At 65.7% G+C, this 15,964-nt stretch carries 15 protein-coding genes; 11 read left to right on the forward strand and 4 right to left on the reverse strand.

Going from position 1 to position 15,964, the window contains the following annotated elements:
- Window positions 1-206: 206 nt before the first annotated feature.
- Both JQT59_RS33820 and JQT59_RS33825 read right to left on the reverse strand, forming a co-directional pair.
- Window positions 207-1,814, reverse strand: coding sequence for an FAD-dependent monooxygenase (locus JQT59_RS33820; RefSeq protein ID WP_213573880.1), 1,608 nt, complete (start codon window positions 1,812-1,814; stop codon window positions 207-209).
- Window positions 1,815-1,854: 40 nt separating this feature from the next.
- Complete coding sequence (locus JQT59_RS33825) at window positions 1,855-2,817, reverse strand: MBL fold metallo-hydrolase (RefSeq protein WP_213573882.1); 963 nt, start codon at window positions 2,815-2,817, stop codon at window positions 1,855-1,857.
- A gap of 115 nt (window positions 2,818-2,932) precedes the next feature.
- On the opposite strand from JQT59_RS33825, the gene JQT59_RS33830 reads away from it, so the two are divergent.
- From JQT59_RS33830 to JQT59_RS33855, 6 genes are all read left to right on the forward strand, one after another.
- Window positions 2,933-3,469 (forward strand): MarR family winged helix-turn-helix transcriptional regulator, encoded by a 537-nt coding sequence (locus JQT59_RS33830; protein ID WP_213573884.1) that lies wholly within the window; start codon window positions 2,933-2,935, stop codon window positions 3,467-3,469.
- 72 nt (window positions 3,470-3,541) lie between these two features.
- On the forward strand, window positions 3,542-4,123 hold the full coding sequence (locus JQT59_RS33835; protein WP_213573886.1) for a TetR/AcrR family transcriptional regulator: 582 nt from the start codon (window positions 3,542-3,544) through the stop codon (window positions 4,121-4,123).
- Window positions 4,124-4,291: 168 nt separating this feature from the next.
- Window positions 4,292-6,250, forward strand: coding sequence for a primary-amine oxidase (locus JQT59_RS33840; RefSeq protein WP_213573888.1), 1,959 nt, complete (start codon window positions 4,292-4,294; stop codon window positions 6,248-6,250).
- Window positions 6,243-7,676 carry an APC family permease gene (locus JQT59_RS33845; RefSeq protein WP_213573890.1) on the forward strand — a complete coding sequence of 478 codons (1,434 nt, stop codon included), beginning with the start codon at window positions 6,243-6,245 and terminating at the stop codon, window positions 7,674-7,676. The genes JQT59_RS33840 and JQT59_RS33845 overlap by 8 nt, the downstream gene beginning before the upstream one ends.
- 8 nt (window positions 7,677-7,684) lie before the next feature.
- The gene (locus tag JQT59_RS33850) at window positions 7,685-8,206 is read left to right on the forward strand and encodes a DUF5134 domain-containing protein (protein ID WP_213573892.1); all 522 of its coding nucleotides are present in this window, start codon (window positions 7,685-7,687) and stop codon (window positions 8,204-8,206) included.
- Between the two features lie 32 nt (window positions 8,207-8,238).
- Window positions 8,239-9,948, forward strand: coding sequence for an amidohydrolase (locus JQT59_RS33855; protein WP_213573894.1), 1,710 nt, complete (start codon window positions 8,239-8,241; stop codon window positions 9,946-9,948).
- Between the two features lie 81 nt (window positions 9,949-10,029).
- On the opposite strand, the gene JQT59_RS33860 is transcribed toward JQT59_RS33855, so the two are convergent.
- Window positions 10,030-10,299, reverse strand: coding sequence for a hypothetical protein (locus tag JQT59_RS33860; protein ID WP_213578316.1), 270 nt, complete (start codon window positions 10,297-10,299; stop codon window positions 10,030-10,032).
- A 97-nt stretch (window positions 10,300-10,396) separates the two neighbouring features.
- Window positions 10,397-11,902: a PAS domain-containing sensor histidine kinase gene (locus tag JQT59_RS33865; protein ID WP_213573896.1), complete on the reverse strand. Its 1,506-nt coding sequence runs from the start codon at window positions 11,900-11,902 to the stop codon at window positions 10,397-10,399.
- A 198-nt stretch (window positions 11,903-12,100) separates the two neighbouring features.
- Between JQT59_RS33865 and JQT59_RS33870 the strand changes: the two genes are divergently transcribed.
- The 5 genes from JQT59_RS33870 to JQT59_RS33890 are packed head-to-tail and all read left to right on the forward strand — an operon-like array spanning window position 12,101 to window position 15,951.
- Complete coding sequence (locus JQT59_RS33870) at window positions 12,101-13,261, forward strand: acyl-CoA dehydrogenase family protein (protein ID WP_213573899.1); 1,161 nt, start codon at window positions 12,101-12,103, stop codon at window positions 13,259-13,261.
- 27 nt (window positions 13,262-13,288) lie between these two features.
- A complete protein-coding gene (locus tag JQT59_RS33875; protein WP_005255968.1) occupies window positions 13,289-13,666 on the forward strand; it encodes a hypothetical protein in 378 nt (125 codons plus the stop codon).
- A 5-nt stretch (window positions 13,667-13,671) separates the two neighbouring features.
- Entirely contained in the window at window positions 13,672-14,172 is a 501-nt protein-coding gene (locus JQT59_RS33880) for a nuclear transport factor 2 family protein (RefSeq protein ID WP_213573901.1), read from the forward strand.
- Window positions 14,172-15,458, forward strand: a complete 1,287-nt coding sequence (locus JQT59_RS33885; RefSeq protein WP_109326770.1) for an aromatic ring-hydroxylating oxygenase subunit alpha — start codon at window positions 14,172-14,174, stop codon at window positions 15,456-15,458. Before JQT59_RS33880 ends, JQT59_RS33885 begins: the two co-directional genes overlap by 1 nt.
- Window positions 15,448-15,951, forward strand: a complete 504-nt coding sequence (locus tag JQT59_RS33890) for an aromatic-ring-hydroxylating dioxygenase subunit beta (protein WP_213573903.1) — start codon at window positions 15,448-15,450, stop codon at window positions 15,949-15,951. The genes JQT59_RS33885 and JQT59_RS33890 overlap by 11 nt, the downstream gene beginning before the upstream one ends.
- Window positions 15,952-15,964 lie beyond the last annotated feature (13 nt).

Genomic DNA, 15,964 nt, shown 5'->3' on the forward strand with positions numbered 1-15,964 from the left:
TCGAGATTGGGTGTGGTGCTGCGACGGCTCCAGCCGTCGCTGCATGACCGTGGATCGGGTTCGCCTCGGGCAGTGTGGAACCCGATCGAATCCTGAAGGTGCTGTATCTGTCTCACAGCGAATAGTTGGATCTACGCTTGTAGAAATAAACTGATCGTCGAAACGTACATCGCGACGGCGGGGCTGTAAAGACCCTTCCTTCGTTATCAGGCAATGCACCCGGTGACCCGGCGTATCGCCGAGCGCAAGGCCGCCGCGTCCGGACCGTCGACGACCGCCGCAACGTAGGCATCCGGCCGGATCAGCCATACCTCCTTCGGGCCCGGCGACAACGCCAGGGTCAACGCGCCGTCGCCGTCGACACTCTCGATGTCGTGTATCCGAGTCGGGGCGGTGGTCGCGTCGGCGGCAACTTCGCGCACCGCAGTGACATCGACGGCCGAGCCGCACAAGAGGAGGAAACCGGACCGGGCAACCTCGCGCACCCGGACAGCAGACCGGTCCGGCATCTGCACGGGCACGTCGGGGATCAGGATTCCCGGGCCGGCGTCGGGGACACATCCCCGCGCGGGCCGACCCGCGAAGGGCCGCAACGGATCTGTGGTGGTCAATGTCGAGTCGACATACCAGAACGGCTCCGCCAACCGTCCCGAATCGACCAAGGCGCGGGCCTGCACATCGCCGACCGCGGCTTCGAGGATCGTGCGGCGACGCCGACTCCTGGACTCGTCCTGGGGGACGAGAAAGTCCATCGTGGCCGTGGTGATCGCGATGTTCTCGAGTGCGGCGGCGTGCCGCTCGCCGTGGTAGCTCTCGAGCAGTTCCTCGTCGGCCCAGCCGTGGATGACGAAAGCGAGCTTCCATGCGGCGTTCTCGGCGTCGGCCACCCCGGAATTGAGGCCCCGGGCACCGAACGGTGACACGATGTGGGCGGCATCTCCCGCGAGGAGGACCCGGCCCACCCGCATTCGGCTCGCGACCCGCGAATGGAAGCGGTAGACCGATTTCCACACGATCGAGTACTCGGTGTCACCGATGATGCGGCGGATCCGGGTGTCGAGGGCCCCCGACGCCACCTCGTCGTCGAGGTCGTACTCGCCGGGAACCTGCCAGTCGATGCGGAACGTGGAGTCCGGGCAGGGGTGGATCAGCACCTGCCTGCCTGGGTTCCAGTCGGGATCGAAATAGAAGCGGCGTTCGTTGGCCCACCCCGGGATATCCGCGCGGATGTCGCAGATCAGAAACTTGTCGTCGAACGAGCGGCCCTCGAACGTGACACCGAGCTGCTCGCGAATCCGGCCGGCTCGTGAACCGAGTGCCACGACGCTGTAGTCGGCGCGCACCACGGCAGGCCCGTCCGGGGTCTCGCAAGCAATGGTCACCCCGTCACCGTCCTGCTCGACCGCGCTCACACAGTGTCCCCACCGCACATCGACGAGCGGAGTGGCCCCGATCTGTTCGTCGAGTAGCTGCTCCGTCCGGGCCTGTGAGATGTTGACGAACGGCGGGAACGCCGAACGTCCCCGATCGACGAAGGTCTGCGCGAACAGTTCCGCACCACGGTGGAAAGTCCGGGCGCATTCCCACGTCACACCCTCCTCGGCGAGCTGGCGGCCCACCCCGACGGCGTCCCAGACATCGAGGACGTCACGCTGCTGGCAGATCGCCTTGGAACCGACCGGGTCCCGCTCGGCCCGCGCATCGAGCAGGATCACGCGGATTCCCCAACGCGCCAACAACAGCGCCGTCGTCTGGCCGACTGGCCCGTTGCCGAGCACGGCGACGGTGCCGGCAGGCGTCTTCTTGATTGTCATGAGATCCTCTGAAACAGTGATAGCGGCGACGTCGGCTCACTCAGTCCTGCAACTGATTCCACACCTCACGGTCGCGTTCGGCAGTCCAGATGACCGGACGTTCGATCCCCGACAGCTCGTCCCACACACGGGAGACGTCGAAGGGCAGGCAGTGCTCGAAGATCGGCCAGTGCCCGTACTGCTCGTGCAATGCAGCGTGCGTGGCCTCGAAGGCCTCTTTCAATGTGCCGCCCCGCTGCTGCACCGAGGCGACCTCACGCAGCATCACTTCGATGAAGTGCCGGGTCTGCCCGATCGCGGCATCGACCTCCGCGCGCCCGCGTGAAACCGCGCCGCGACCGCCGACGAGCGCCTCGGCGTTCAGCGCCGCGAGCCCGTCCAATGTCCCGGTCGACCAATCACGGTGGAATGCGTCGCCGGTGTACAACGCCGCCTGCGCCTCCACGAGATCACCGGCGAAGAGGATGCGGTGCTTCGGCAACCACGCCACGATGTCCCCCTCGGTGTGGCCGCGTCCGTGGTACTGCAACTCCAGCGTGCCCCGGTCACCCCCGAGGTCGATGGACAGTGTGTCGGAGAAGGTCATGGTGGGCCAGGTGAGACCGGGAACGGAGTCGGCGCCCTTGGCCAGTCGCGGCATGCGGCCGAATTCGCTTTCCCAGTCCTGCTTTCCGCGCTCGTGGATCAGCGCCAACGTGTTGTCGTGGGCGATAATGGTCTCCGCGTCGAACGCAGACGCCCCGAGCACCCGAACAGCGTGGTAGTGCGAGAGCACCAGGTACCGCACCGGCTTGTCGGTGTGCTCACGCAGCTTCGTCAGCCAGCTCTGCGCGGCGACGGGAGTCGCCAGCGCCTCGAAGCAGACGACGAAATCCTCGCCCTCGATCGCACCGATGTTCGGATCACCCTCGGCGGTCAGCGCATAGACGCCGTCCGCCAGCACTTCGAGGGTCTGTTCCTTCTCCCCCAGGTCCGCCGAAGATGCGAAGGATGTTGTCGCCATGGAAACCACCTCAATAGTCAAAGCATTGATCATCTGGTCCGTCCAATGTAACCGTCCTCACAGAAAAAGCAAAGCTTTGATAATTTCGCGGCGGATCGGCGCTATCGTGACAGCCATGACCTCGACAACTCCGCCCGCCGACGAACTCGACTTTCTGTCCTTCGTCGATTTCGCCGTGAAGCAGACGGCCGCGGAACTGCCCGAGGTCGACCCCGTCTCCATGCGCCTGGTCCTCGCTCTCCACCGGGTGACCAGCGCCCTGGTGTACGACCTCGAGTCGAGCGTGCACCGGCCAAGCGGGTGGAGCTGGCCCGGCTTCCGAGTGATGTTCGTGTTATGGCTCGCCGGCCCCTGCGAGTCCAAACGGGTCGCCCAGTTGTCCGGCATGAGTCGCGCGGCCGTGTCCGCCCTGGTCAACACGCTCGAGCGGGACGGACTGCTGAGGAAGGAAACATCCGCCGCAGACCGGCGAGCGGTCCAGCTGAGCCTCACCGACGCCGGGCACGACGCGATCGTCAGCACCTACACCATCCACAACCAACGCGAGCAGCAGTGGGCGAATGCGCTCACCGAGCGCGAGCGCCTCACACTCATCGGACTGCTGGAGAAACTCGCCACGGGTACCGCCGCCCGGTCGGCCGCCCGACGGTAAGCGCTGCCTCGGTACTCGGTGGAGCGCATTGATACCGTGGTCGCATGATCGCCGACAGGGCAGGTACGCGTCGTGCCTAAGCTTGTAGATCACGACGAGCGGCGGCGAAGTATCACCGCCGCCGCCTGGCGGCTGATCGCCGCCCGCGGTATCGATGCTGCCAACATGCGCGACATCGCCGCCGAGGCCGGATACACCAACGGCGCCCTGAGCCACTACTTCGCCGGCAAGGACGAGATCCTCCGGACCTCGTACGAACACATCTCCGAAGCCACCGACCGCCGCATCAGGGAAGCCCTCGGCGACGCGACCGGACTCGATGCCCTACGCATCCTCTGCCGCGAAGTGATGCCGACCAACGAAGAAAAACTCCTCGAAGCCCGGATCGCCGCCTCGCTGTGGCCGCGCGCCATGTACGACGAGCAGATGGCTGCGACCAACCGACAGACGATGGACAACTGGCGCGAGCAACTGGCGATCTTCCTCGAGCAGGCGCGCGAGGAGGGCACCGTCGGCGACATCGACGTCAGCATCGTGGTGGAGCAATTGCTCAACATGATGATGGGCATGCAGATTCTGGGCGTCCTCACGCCGGGCGAAACGTCGCCGGACCGTCAACTGGAGATGCTCGAGCAGTTCGTCGCCGCACTCTGAGCCTTCCGCCGCTCAGCGAAAACCGTTGCTGCGAAATCTGATAGAGAAGCTTTTGACCGAACGGTCAGTTTGCCGGGCGCGAAACTCACTGTTTACACGAGGACACCTCGGCTGTAACGTACGTCACTAAGCTTTTATTCAACATCCGTAGAACCAAAGGATCGCGACATGCCCACCCTTTCCCCTGCGCGAATCGACCACCCGCTGTCGCTGCCGACCGTCGAAGAAATCGCCTCCCTCCGCGAGATCCTCGAGGCCGCCGACACGCTGACCGAGCAGACCAGATTCGTCTATGTCGGCCTCGAGGAACCGGACAAGTCGACGCTGTACACGGCGGCTGGCACCGAGGCCGATCGCCGATTTCGCGTTCTGCTGCACGACATCTCGTCGCCGAACGCGGTGGACGTCGTGGTGTCCGTGACCCAGCGGTCGGTGATCAGCTCGGTGACCCTCGACGCGGTCCGCGACGGTCAGATGCCGGTTCTGGACGAGGAGTTCGAGCTCGTCGAACAGGTGCTGGCCGCTGACGAACGCTGGCTCGCCGCGCTCGCGGCCCGCGGCCTCGACGTCGCCGACGTCCGGGTCGCTCCCCTCTCCGCCGGTGTCTTCGACTACCCCGGCGAGACGGGCAAGCGGATCCTTCGGGGGCTCGCGTTCCGCCAGGACCACCCGAAGGATCACGCCTGGGCACATCCGATCGACGGGCTCGTCGGATTCGTCGACGTCATGACCCGAACCGTCACCGACGTTCTCGACCTCGGCGCCGTCCCGATCCCCGAGGAGTCGGGCAACTTCGACGACCTCGCCGTCACCGGCCCCCTGCGCACCACCCAGAAGCCCATCGAGATCAGCCAGCCCGAGGGACCCAGCTTCGTCGTCGACGGCAACCGCGTCGACTGGGAGAAGTGGTCGTTCCGAGTCGGGTTCGACGCACGCGAGGGTCTCGTCCTCCACCAGCTCGGATTCGCCGACGGCGATCGGGTGCGCCCGATCATCCACCGCGCGTCCATCGCCGAGATGGTGGTGCCCTACGGCGATCCCTCGCCGGTCCGGTCGTGGCAGAACTACTTCGACACCGGCGAGTACATGGTGGGCCGCTACGCGAACGCCCTCGAACTCGGCTGCGATTGCGTCGGCGACATCACCTACTTCGACGCCGTCATCGCCGACGAGTTCGGTACTCCCAAGACGCTGAAGAACGCAGTATGCATGCACGAGGAGGACTTCGGGGTGCTGTGGAAGCACACCGACCTGTGGGCCGGCTCCGCCGAGACCCGCCGTCAGCGCCGTCTCGTCATCTCCTTCTTCACCACGATCGGCAACTACGACTACGGCTTCTTCTGGTACCTGTACCTCGACGGCACCATCGAGTTCGAGGTCAAGGCCACCGGCATCGTCTTCACGTCGGGTCACCCGGGCGGCGACTACCCGTACGCCTCGGAGATCGCTCCCGGCCTCGGCGCCCCGTACCACCAGCACCTGTTCAGCGCCCGCCTCGACATGATGATCGACGGCGACCGCAACTCCGTCGAGGAGGTGCAGACCAAGCGGGTGAAGATGGGCCCCGGGAACCCGCACGGAAACGCTTTCACACTCGAACGCACGCCGCTGACGAAGGAATCCGAGGCGCAGCGCCTCGCGGACAACAGCGTCGGACGCGTGTGGCACATCAGCAACCCGAACAAGCTGAATCGCCTGGGCAAGCCGGTGGCGTACGCACTCCACCCGGAGGGGCAGCCGGTCCTGCTGGCCGACGACGACTCCTCGATCGCGGCGCGGGCGACGTTCGCCACCAAACACCTCTGGGTCACCCAGTTCGACGAGAAGGAGCGTTACGCTTCAGGGGATTTCGTGAACCAGCACGCGGGTGGTGCCGGGCTGCCCAGCTTCGTTGCCGGTGATCGCGATTTGGAGAACGAAGACGTCGTCGTCTGGCACACGTTCGGCCTCACGCACTTTCCGCGTCCGGAGGACTGGCCGATCATGCCCGTCGACTACACCGGATTCACGTTGAAGCCCAACGGATTCTTCGACCGCAACCCCGCTCTCGACGTTCCGCGCACGACGTCGAAGCACTGCGCGACCGGAGCCGGCAGCTGCCACTCGGACGGGGGGACAGATGTCTGACACCACAACGGGAGCCGGCAAGTTACGCGGATCCATCGGCGTCGTCGGAATCGTCTTCCTGGTCATCGCCGCGGCGGCGCCGCTGACCGCGATCGGCGGCGCTCTGCCCGTCATGATCGCGATCGGCAACGGCGCGGGCGCCCCGACCGCCTATCTCATTGCCGCATTGGTCCTGCTCGTCTTCAGCGTCGGATACGCGGCCATGAGCAGCCACATGGTCGACACGGGCGCCTTCTATGCCTACGTCGCCAAAGGACTGGGCGAGTCCTGCGGGCTCGGCGCGGCCGGCCTCGCTCTGCTGACCTACACCGCCATCCAGGCCGCCGTGTACGGCCTGGCCGCTGCAACGATTCAGGGTCTCGTGGTCCAGTACGGCGGACCCGACCTGCCGTGGTGGATGTGGGCGCTGGTACTCATCGCTCTCGTGGCCGTGCTCGGATACCGCAGCATCGACCTCGGCGCCAAGGTTCTCGGGGTGCTCCTCGTGCTCGAGATCGGCATAATTCTGTTGCTCTCGTTCGGCGTGCTGGTGCGGGGCGGGGCCGCAGGTATCGACTTCGCGTCGTTCACCCCGACGTCGTTCTTCAGCGGATCCCCCGGTGTCGCATTGATGTTCGCGATCGCGTCGTTCATCGGCTTCGAGGCGACCGCGATTTACGGAGAAGAAGCCCGCAACCCCCGGCGCACGATTCCGATCGCGACGTACGCCGCCGTGATCGTCATCGGACTTGTGTATGCGCTGGCGAGCTGGGCGGTGGTTCTCGCGTTCGGCAGCGACAACGTGTCCACCGCAGCCGCCGCCGACCCTGCCGGGCTGACGTTCGCCGCAGCCGCGCACTTCCTGGGCGGTCCCGCGGCCGACGTCATGGCGATCATGCTCGTCACGAGCCTGTTCGCCGCGCTCCTGGCCTTCCACAACGCCATCTCCCGGTACGTGTTCGCCCTTGCCCGCAAGGGCGCGGCTCCGCGCGCACTGTCCCGCACCCACACCAAGCACGGTTCCCCGCATATCGGCTCGGTCGCCCAGACAATCTCGGCGACGGTGGTCGTCGGGGTGTTCGCGCTCGTCGGCGCGGACCCGGTGCTGGAGCTGTTCACCTGGATGGCTGGTCTGGCCACCGTGAGCATCCTGGTGCTGATGGTGCTCACCAGCGTCGCGATCGTCGCGTTCTTCGCCCGCACCCGGCTGGATACCCGGCTCTGGCACACGCGTATCGCCCCGCTGCTCGGATGCGTGGGGCTGGTGGCCGTCACCGGGCTGGTGCTCGACAACTTCACCACGCTGATCGGCGGGTCGGAACTACTCGCGGACATCCTGCTGGCAGTGATCGCGATGTTCTTCGTCGCCGGACTGGTCGTCGCCCGGGTCACCCGGCAGAGCCGGGCGGGCGTCGAGCGTGACCGCGAACTCACCCCCACGATCTGAGTCCGACGATGTTCGAGATCCCTGCCGTGCACGCGGCGATGCTCGTCGGAGCGGTCGGCGCAGTCGTGCCGATGTGGCGGGCGCACGGAACGGATTGCCGGGTGCGGATCGCGCACGGCGCGATGGCGGTGTCCATGGTCGCGATGCTGATCCCCGGCCTGCCGGCGGGCATTCACCTGCTCGAGGGTGCCGTCCTCATCGGTCTCGCCGTCTTCGTCACAGGTGAGACGATGCACCGCCGAACCGCCGTGCCCTGCGCGGTGGACCTCACCGCCATGGGGGTGCTGCTGATCCTGGCCCCGACGTCCGCTCCCACCCCGGCGGCGTCGGCCTCGGTGACGCCGGGGCATCATCACGGCGGCGCCGGAATCTCGACGGGCTGGCTGCCCGTCGTCGTCCTCGTGTGCTGGGTCCTGGTGGCACTGCACCTCTTTCGATCCACACCTCCCCGCGAACGCCGGTCCGGCGTCAGGACCGCGGCGGCGGGATCCGCATTGATGATCCTCGGAATGGCCCCGATGGCCGTCTGACCGCTCTCCCCGACAGCAACCTGGAGGAACCGATGACTTACGCCGATGCCGTCTACACCCACGGCAAGGTCTTCACCGTCGACGAAAACTTCACGATCGCGTCCGCCCTGGCGGTGCGTGACGGACTCGTCCACACAGTGGGCAGCGATGCGGAGATCGAAACCCTGATCGGACCGGACACGGTGGTCACGGATCTCGGTGGGAAGACGATCCTCCCGGGAATCAACGACTCACACCTGCACGCCATCGCGTACGGGCTCGACACCCCGCCGCTGTCGTTGGACGTGTCGTTCCCGACGGTCCGGTCGATCGCGGACGTCCGTGAACTCGTGCGGGAGGCCGCCGCGGCGGCAGGGGACGGCGAGTGGATCATCGGAACCGGCTGGGACGACGGGTATCTCGACGAGTGTCTCACCGAAGACGGACGGACACCGACCCGCTGGGACCTCGACGAGGTGTCCCCGAACAATCCCGTATTCCTGCAGGACTTCTCGCGGCACACGTCGTGGGTGAACAGCGCGGCGCTGGCGCTCGCCGGGGTGGACGAGACCACCCCGTTGCCGCCGGGCAGCCTCATGCCCGTCGGTGAGGACGGCCTGCTGACCGGCATCGTCATGGAGGGTGCGCAGGCCCTCGTGCAGCGTGTTCTCCCGGCCCTCACCCGGGAGCGCCGGGAGGAGGCACTCCGCTCGGCGATCTCGACCCTGCAGAGCGAGGGGATCACCAGTTTCACCGATCCCGCGATCGGCCCCGGCGGCGAGGCCCTCGCCGGTGGCGCAATGGGGGCGGAGGGCCTCGCGGTGTATGCCGACCTCGCCCGCCGCGGCGAACTGGGCGCCCGCGTCAACCTTCTCCTCCTGCCCACCGGAATGTCCGGATCTGCTGAGGATTTCGGGCAGAACCTCGCCGAGATCGATGTTCCGGAATCGGTGGATCCGCGGATGTTCCGGGTTCTCGGGGTAAAAGTGTTCGCCGACGGCATCCCGCCGAGCAAGACCGCGTGGATGCACGAGGAGTACGTCGGCGGCGGCTGCGGCTCACTCTGCGTCGGTGGCGACACCGACGAACGTCAGGTGTACGAGGTGACCGAGATGGTCCGCATCGGCCACGAGGCCGGCTACCAGGTCGGTGTGCACGTCACCGGTGACCGTGCCATCGACACCGTCGCCGACGCGATCATCGCCGCGCAGAATGCGCACCCCCGCGAGGAGGCCCGGCACTACCTGATCCACGGCGACTTCATCAGCGAAGCCACCCTGAAGCGCTTGGCCGAGAACGGCATCGGCGTCAACATGAACCCGACGATCAAATGGACGATCGCCGACCTGGAGGTCGGGGTGGTCGGGACCGAGCGAGCCGCCTACGAATGGCCGTATCGCAGCGCCGTCGAATCCGGGGTGCACCTGATGAGCAGTTCCGATGCACCGGTCACACCACCCGATTGGCGCCAGGGCATCTCGACGATGATCCTGCGCGAGAGCAAGGCGAGCGGCGCGGTGAGCGGGCCCGACCAGTGCATCGGGCTCGCCGACGCAGTCCGCACGTACACGATCAACGCGGCCTGGCAGGACTTCGCCGACGACTGGAAGGGCTCCCTCGAGGTCGGGAAGGTGGCCGACCTGTGCATCCTCGACGGCGACCTCGAGACCATCGACCCACACGACATTCCGGCAATGCAGGTCGTTTCCACCGTGCTGGGTGGGGAGGTCGTGTTCCAGCGCGTCGCCGAAAGCGTCGCGTAAGCCCGGTACCGATACGTCAGAACAGCCGGTTCGCCGCTTTGTCGGCGAACCGGCTGTGGGGCGCCTCCCCGATCCTCCGGTTCACTGAGCCCATGCCGCCTCGGCGATCCAGTACTCGCTGCCGTCGGCGCTGATTCCGTGTTGCCAGTCGGTGGTCCGTCGCAGGTTCGGTTCGACGCGCGCGGTGGCCGCGTCGGCGCCGTCCGGTCCGTCCTCCCGGGTCTGCCAGTGGACCCAGTTCACTTCGTTGCCGTCCTCGTCGTGCACGAAGAGGTCGACGTGGTGCCAGCCGTAGCGGTGGGTATCGGCGTAACAGGTCAGGAATGTCCGGTGATGATGCGAATAGTCCACGAGGTACCTCCGGGCCGCGGTGGTGTTTCCCACCAGGCTAGAACCAGATCGGGCGCAACGGAATCCAAGAAACCTTTACCCGCGTGGGGTCGTCCGCTCAGTGGTTCGGATCGGCGGGCAATGTGAACGTGAAGACGGCCCCGTGCGGCTCGTTCTCGCGCGCGGTGAGTGTCCCACCCTGGCGGGTGATGATGCGGTGGCTCAGTGCGAGCCCGATTCCGTGACCCGTGGACTTCGAGGTGAACACGCCGTCGAAGATTCGGCCGTCCGGGATGTGCGAGAGCCCCTTGCCGTGGTCCTCGACGCTCACGACGCCCTCCGTCTCGGTGACGTCGGTGCGTACCGTCACGATGCGATCGGCCGCCGGCCATTCTGCCATCTCGTCGATGGCGTTGAAACACAGATTCAGGATGACCTGCCCGGTGAGCACACGTTCGCACACGACGGCAACGGTGTCGTGCACACGGACGTACTCGACCCGAACTTCCTTCTGCCGCGCCCGGATGTTGATGAAATACGCGCATTCGTCGACGATGTCGTTGAGATCGACGATCTGCTGTGACTCCTCGAGTTGCGTCACGTACTCACGCAGACTCCGGACGATCTGATTGGCCCGGTCGATCTGTTTGCGCGCCTCCCCCAGGCCCCAGCTCACCTCGTCGTGATTGCTCTGGCCGTCGTCGAGGCGGCTCTGCGTTCCGGCGATGAAATTGGTGGCCGCCGCCAGCGGCTGGGCCAGCTCGTGAGCGATGGCCATGGCCATATCGCCCATCGCGTTGTACCGGGCCAGGTAATTGAGGTACTGCGAGTCCCGTTCGTGCTCCTGCTCGGTGCGGACGTGTTCGGTGACGTCGTGGAAGAGCAGGAGGTGGCCGCTCAGATCGTTCTCGATACCTATGTTCTGGCAGCTCCCCGCATGCCACCGGCGCTCTCCGGCTGTCAGCTCCACCTCGTAGCGCAGGCTCTGGGAGCCTCCGTCAGCGGTTGTCAGTTCCAGGGCGCGCCGCACGCTCTCCCGTGACTGCCCCGCCCGGCAGAACTCCGTGAAGTGTTCGCCGACAAGCGATGCCACCGGAACCTTCAGGAGCTGCGACGCCGCCTCACTCGCGTACGTGATACGGCTGTCGTCGTCCAGGACGAGGATTCCCTCGGCCATGTTCCGTAGGAAGGCGGCCAGGCGGGCCTCGGTGCGGGTGAGGTCGGCCTCGGTGCGGGTGAGGTCACGGCGCATCGACGTCTCCTGCTCGATGTCGCGGAACTGCACCATCACCACGGTCCGGGCGCTCAACTCGACCCGGACCGCTATCGCCTCCGTGAGGACTTCCCTCCCGCTCTTCGCGCGATACGCCCATTCGATGACCGCCGCCCCGTTGTCGACAGCGTCCTGCAGCCACCGCCGTCCCACCGACCGGCGGTAACGCTTCGCCCGGGAACTCATATCGGGCGCCTTGAGCGGTTTGAGTTCCTCGACCGTGAACCCCAGCAGTTCCGACGCAGCCCTGTTCGCCCAGAGGATGTCCTTGGTGGCCGCATCATGGACCAGGACGCAGTAGCGGAGGGACTCGACGAGTTGTTCGTAGTCGGACGGCGCGAGATCGGACAATGCGGCCTCCTTCGGCTCACGTCGAGTCTACTGAGCGGACAGACAGCGGACACGATAGGGAAATCCTTTACTCCGAGGCGACATCTCTGCACGTCGGCGGAAGGAAGCACCGATTGAGTGATGCCCACCACCGCAATAGCGTGAATTCGACACGAAACACGCCACACCCCTTCTACTTCGCGTCGATCGGAGTATTTGATGACCAACGCACCGACCCTCGACACGACGGACGCCGCCGCGAACGGAACGCTGTCGTTCGAGGACGTCCTCGAGCACGTCGCACTACGGCGGGAAGAGTTCGCTCGCCAGAAGTTCGTGCCTCGCGACATGATCGACGAGTTCAAGCAGATCGGCATTTACCGCGCGGCGACCCCTCGCCGATTCGGCGGTGACGCACTGCCCCCGAGCGAGTTTCTGCGGATGATCGAACGAATCTCCGCGGTGGATGCGTCGGCGGGCTGGGTTGCGAGCTTCGGCTCCGCGCTCGTCTACCTGGCGGCACTGCCGCTCGCGACTCAGGCGGAGCTGTACAAGGACAGCCCGGACCTCGTCTTCGCCGGCGGATTGTTCCCGGTCCAACCCGCGCAGCAGGTGCCGGGTGGTCTGAAGATCACCGGGCAGTGGAAGTTCGCCAGCGGTTGCAAGGGCGCCGACATTCTCGGTGTCGGAATTCGCGGCGGCGACTCCACAGCCGGAAAACCCCGCACCGCACTGCTGTGGCCGAAGGACGTCGAGATCGTCGAGAACTGGGACGTGGTCGGCCTGTCGGGTACCGGAAGCCACGAACTGAAGGTCGACGGCGTCGTCGTCCCCGAGGATTGGACGTTCATCCGGGGCGGAACCCCCACCGTCGACGAACCCCTCTACCGCTACCCCTCCATCGCGTACGCCGCCCAGGTCCTGGCCGTCGTCAATCTCGGAGTGGGCCGCGCCGCGCTCGATTACGCGATCAAAGTCGGTGCGGGACGCACGGGAATCACCGGAGCGCCCAAGCTCGCCGATCGGGCCTACTATCGCATCGACCTGGCCAAGGCGGAGGCGACGCTGAGGTCCGCCCGTGCCTTCTTCTACGAGGTCACCGACGAGGCGTACGCCACGGTGGTCGCCGGCGATCCGGTTCCGGACAAGCTTGCGGCACTTCTCCGTCTGTCCTCGACACACGTGGCCAAGGCGGGCTCTTCCGCCGTGCACACCGCCTTCCAGTTGTCGGGCACGGGGGCAATCTACGACGGCAACGCGATGCAGCGATACATGCGCGAGGCCCTGGTCCCGCCGCAGCACGCCTTCCTCGGCGACGGTATCTACGACAGCGCCGGTGCGGTGCTCATGGACATCCCGCCGTTCCCCGGCTTCATCTGACCACCCGTTCGAATCGAGGAGATCATCGTGAGTGACACCAAGACCGCACCGCTGCGAGTCCTGTTCTGCATCGGCATCAATCAGAACTTCTTCGACCTCCCGACCGGCCAGGGCGGACTGGTATGGAAGGCGTTCTCCGGAATGATGGACGCGGTGGCCGAGACACCGGGAGTCCGGGTGATCGGCGACATCGACGACGACAGCCACCTGGTCGGACCGTCGGACGGCTGGCCCTGGACCTGCTACATCCTCGCCGACGTCGACACCCAGGAGACCGTCAAGGCCGTCTGCAACCTCTTCCGCACCACACCGGTCGGCGAGTACACCTTGTGGCGATACGCGAAGATCGAGGCCCGCATCGGCCGTGCGCTCACCGTCCGCGAAGACGTCGACCTCGGCGTGTGAGCGGAATGCACTCTGCGACCGCGGCCGAGCGCATCGAAAGTCGTGAGGCCGTGCACCGCGTGATGTGCCGCTACATGGAACTGTGCGATGTTCCCTCCGTGGAGTCTTCGGTCGAAGAACTCGCCTCGCTGTTCACGCCCGACGCGGTGTGGGAAGGCATCGGCACCGAGTATGCGCACAAGTTCGGCACACGTCGGGGCCGGCCGGAGATCGTCGGAATGCTCACCGCGTATCTTCCACCGAACTCCCATTTCCGGGGAAATGTACACCTGCTCGGGAGTGAGCAGATCGAGGTGGACGGCCCTGCGGCGCGGGGGCGGTGGATCATGCAGCAGCTCTCGCGATACGAGGACGAATCGGCCGAACTGCTCGCCGCACGCATCACCGCCGAGTGTGAGGTGCAGGGCGGTGTCGCCCGGATCAAGCACTTCACGACCGAGAAGCTGTTCGTCACTCGCCTCGACGAGGCGACACGACTGCTCGAATCGAATGGAAAAAGGAACTGATGACCACTTCCCTGGATCCCACCACCACCGACACCAACTTCGCGGACCTCGCCACGGGCGACCGCGTGGACGGATCGCTGTACACCGACCCCGACATGTTCGAGGCGGAACTCGAAAGAATCTTCTACCGCACCTGGGTATGGGTTGCCCACGAGAGCGAGATCCCCGAGGCCGGAAGCTACAAGATGGCGACCATCGGCCGGCAGCCGGTGATCGTCAACCGCGACCGCAAGGGGAACTTCAATGTCCTGCTGAACCGGTGTCGCCACCGCGGGGCCAGCGTCTGTGAGGTCCCCAAGGGCAAAGCGAACGGATTTACCTGCCCCTATCACAGCTGGTCGTACGCCCTCGACGGTCGTCTGCGCGGAATTCCGTACCCCGACGGATACGACGAGAACCTCGACAAGAAGGACCTCCCCCTCCAGAGCCTGCGGGTGGAGTCCTACGCCGGGATGATCTTCGCCAGCTTCAACCCCGACGTCGAACCCCTCGACGACTTCCTCGGTGACGCCAAGGTGTGGATCGACCTGTTCATGAAGCAGGGCGCCGGATACCCCATCAAGACGCAGGGCGAACATTGCTTCCGCTTCCGCGGAAACTGGAAGATCCAGTTGGAGAACACCACCGACGGATACCACTTCCCGATCGTGCACCGGTCCTGGATGTCCTCCGTCGACGCCGAGACCGCCGACATGCTCTCCTTCATGACCGACGACAACGCCGTGACGCACGCTCTCGGAAACGGCCACAGTGTCGCGATCATGGTCCCGGAGCACGTCGACCTGGACCACGACGACGGCACCGAGAAGATTCAGGCCCGTTTCGACCACATCGTCGAGGAACTGTCGAAGACGATGCCCGCCGACAAGGTCCGCCGCATCGTCCGCTCGATGCACGGCGCCGGATTCAACCTCAACATCTTCCCTAACGTCGCGATGTCGATGTCGTTCTTCCGGGTCCTACGCCCGATCTCGGTCGACGAGACCGAGATCCGGCACATCGCCCTCGGCATGGACGGCGGCCCGGAGATCGTCAACCGCGAACGCCTCCGCATCCACGAACATTTCCAGGGTCCGTTCGGGTTCGGCAGCCCCGACGATTCCGAGGCCTGGGATCGGGTACAACGCGGATCCCGCGGCGCACCCGGAATGCCGATCATGGTGAACCGCGGCCTCAATCGGGAAGCGCTCGACAGCAACGGACACCGCACCTCGCACGTCACCGACGAAACCGGAATGCGCGAGGCCTACGCAATGTGGAAGAGGATGATGACCGATGAGCACTGATCTGATGACCGCCCAGTTCGCCGACACCCGCGTACTACAGGCGATCGAACTCATCTGGCACGAAGCGGCCCTCCTCGACGCCAAGGACTACCAGGCGTGGGACGCCCTCTGGACCGACGAAGGCCGGTACGTCATTCCCATCGACCCGGACACCGACGACTTCGACGGATCGCTGAACATGGTCAACGACGACACTCGCATGCGCCGCATGCGTATCGAACGTCTGACCTCCGGCTACTCGATGTCCGCACTCGCCGCCGCCCGGACGGTCCGCACCGTCTCGCGCTTCACGGTCGAGGATCGGAGCGAGGACTCGATCACCGTGAGGTCCGCGCAGATCCTCGTGGGTTTCAAGCGCGACGATCAGCAGACCCTCGCCGCCGACGTCACGCACCGCATCCGGTACACCGACAGCGGACGGCGGTTGGATCTCAAGGTCATCCGGCTGGTGAACTCGCAGGCAGCGGTCAACGCCTCCGGCTACCTGCTCTGACCAGCATTTTCCG

The organism is Rhodococcus sp. USK13, from assembly GCF_018343855.1.
Taxonomy (GTDB): Bacteria; Actinomycetota; Actinomycetes; order Mycobacteriales; family Mycobacteriaceae; genus Rhodococcus_F; species Rhodococcus_F oxybenzonivorans.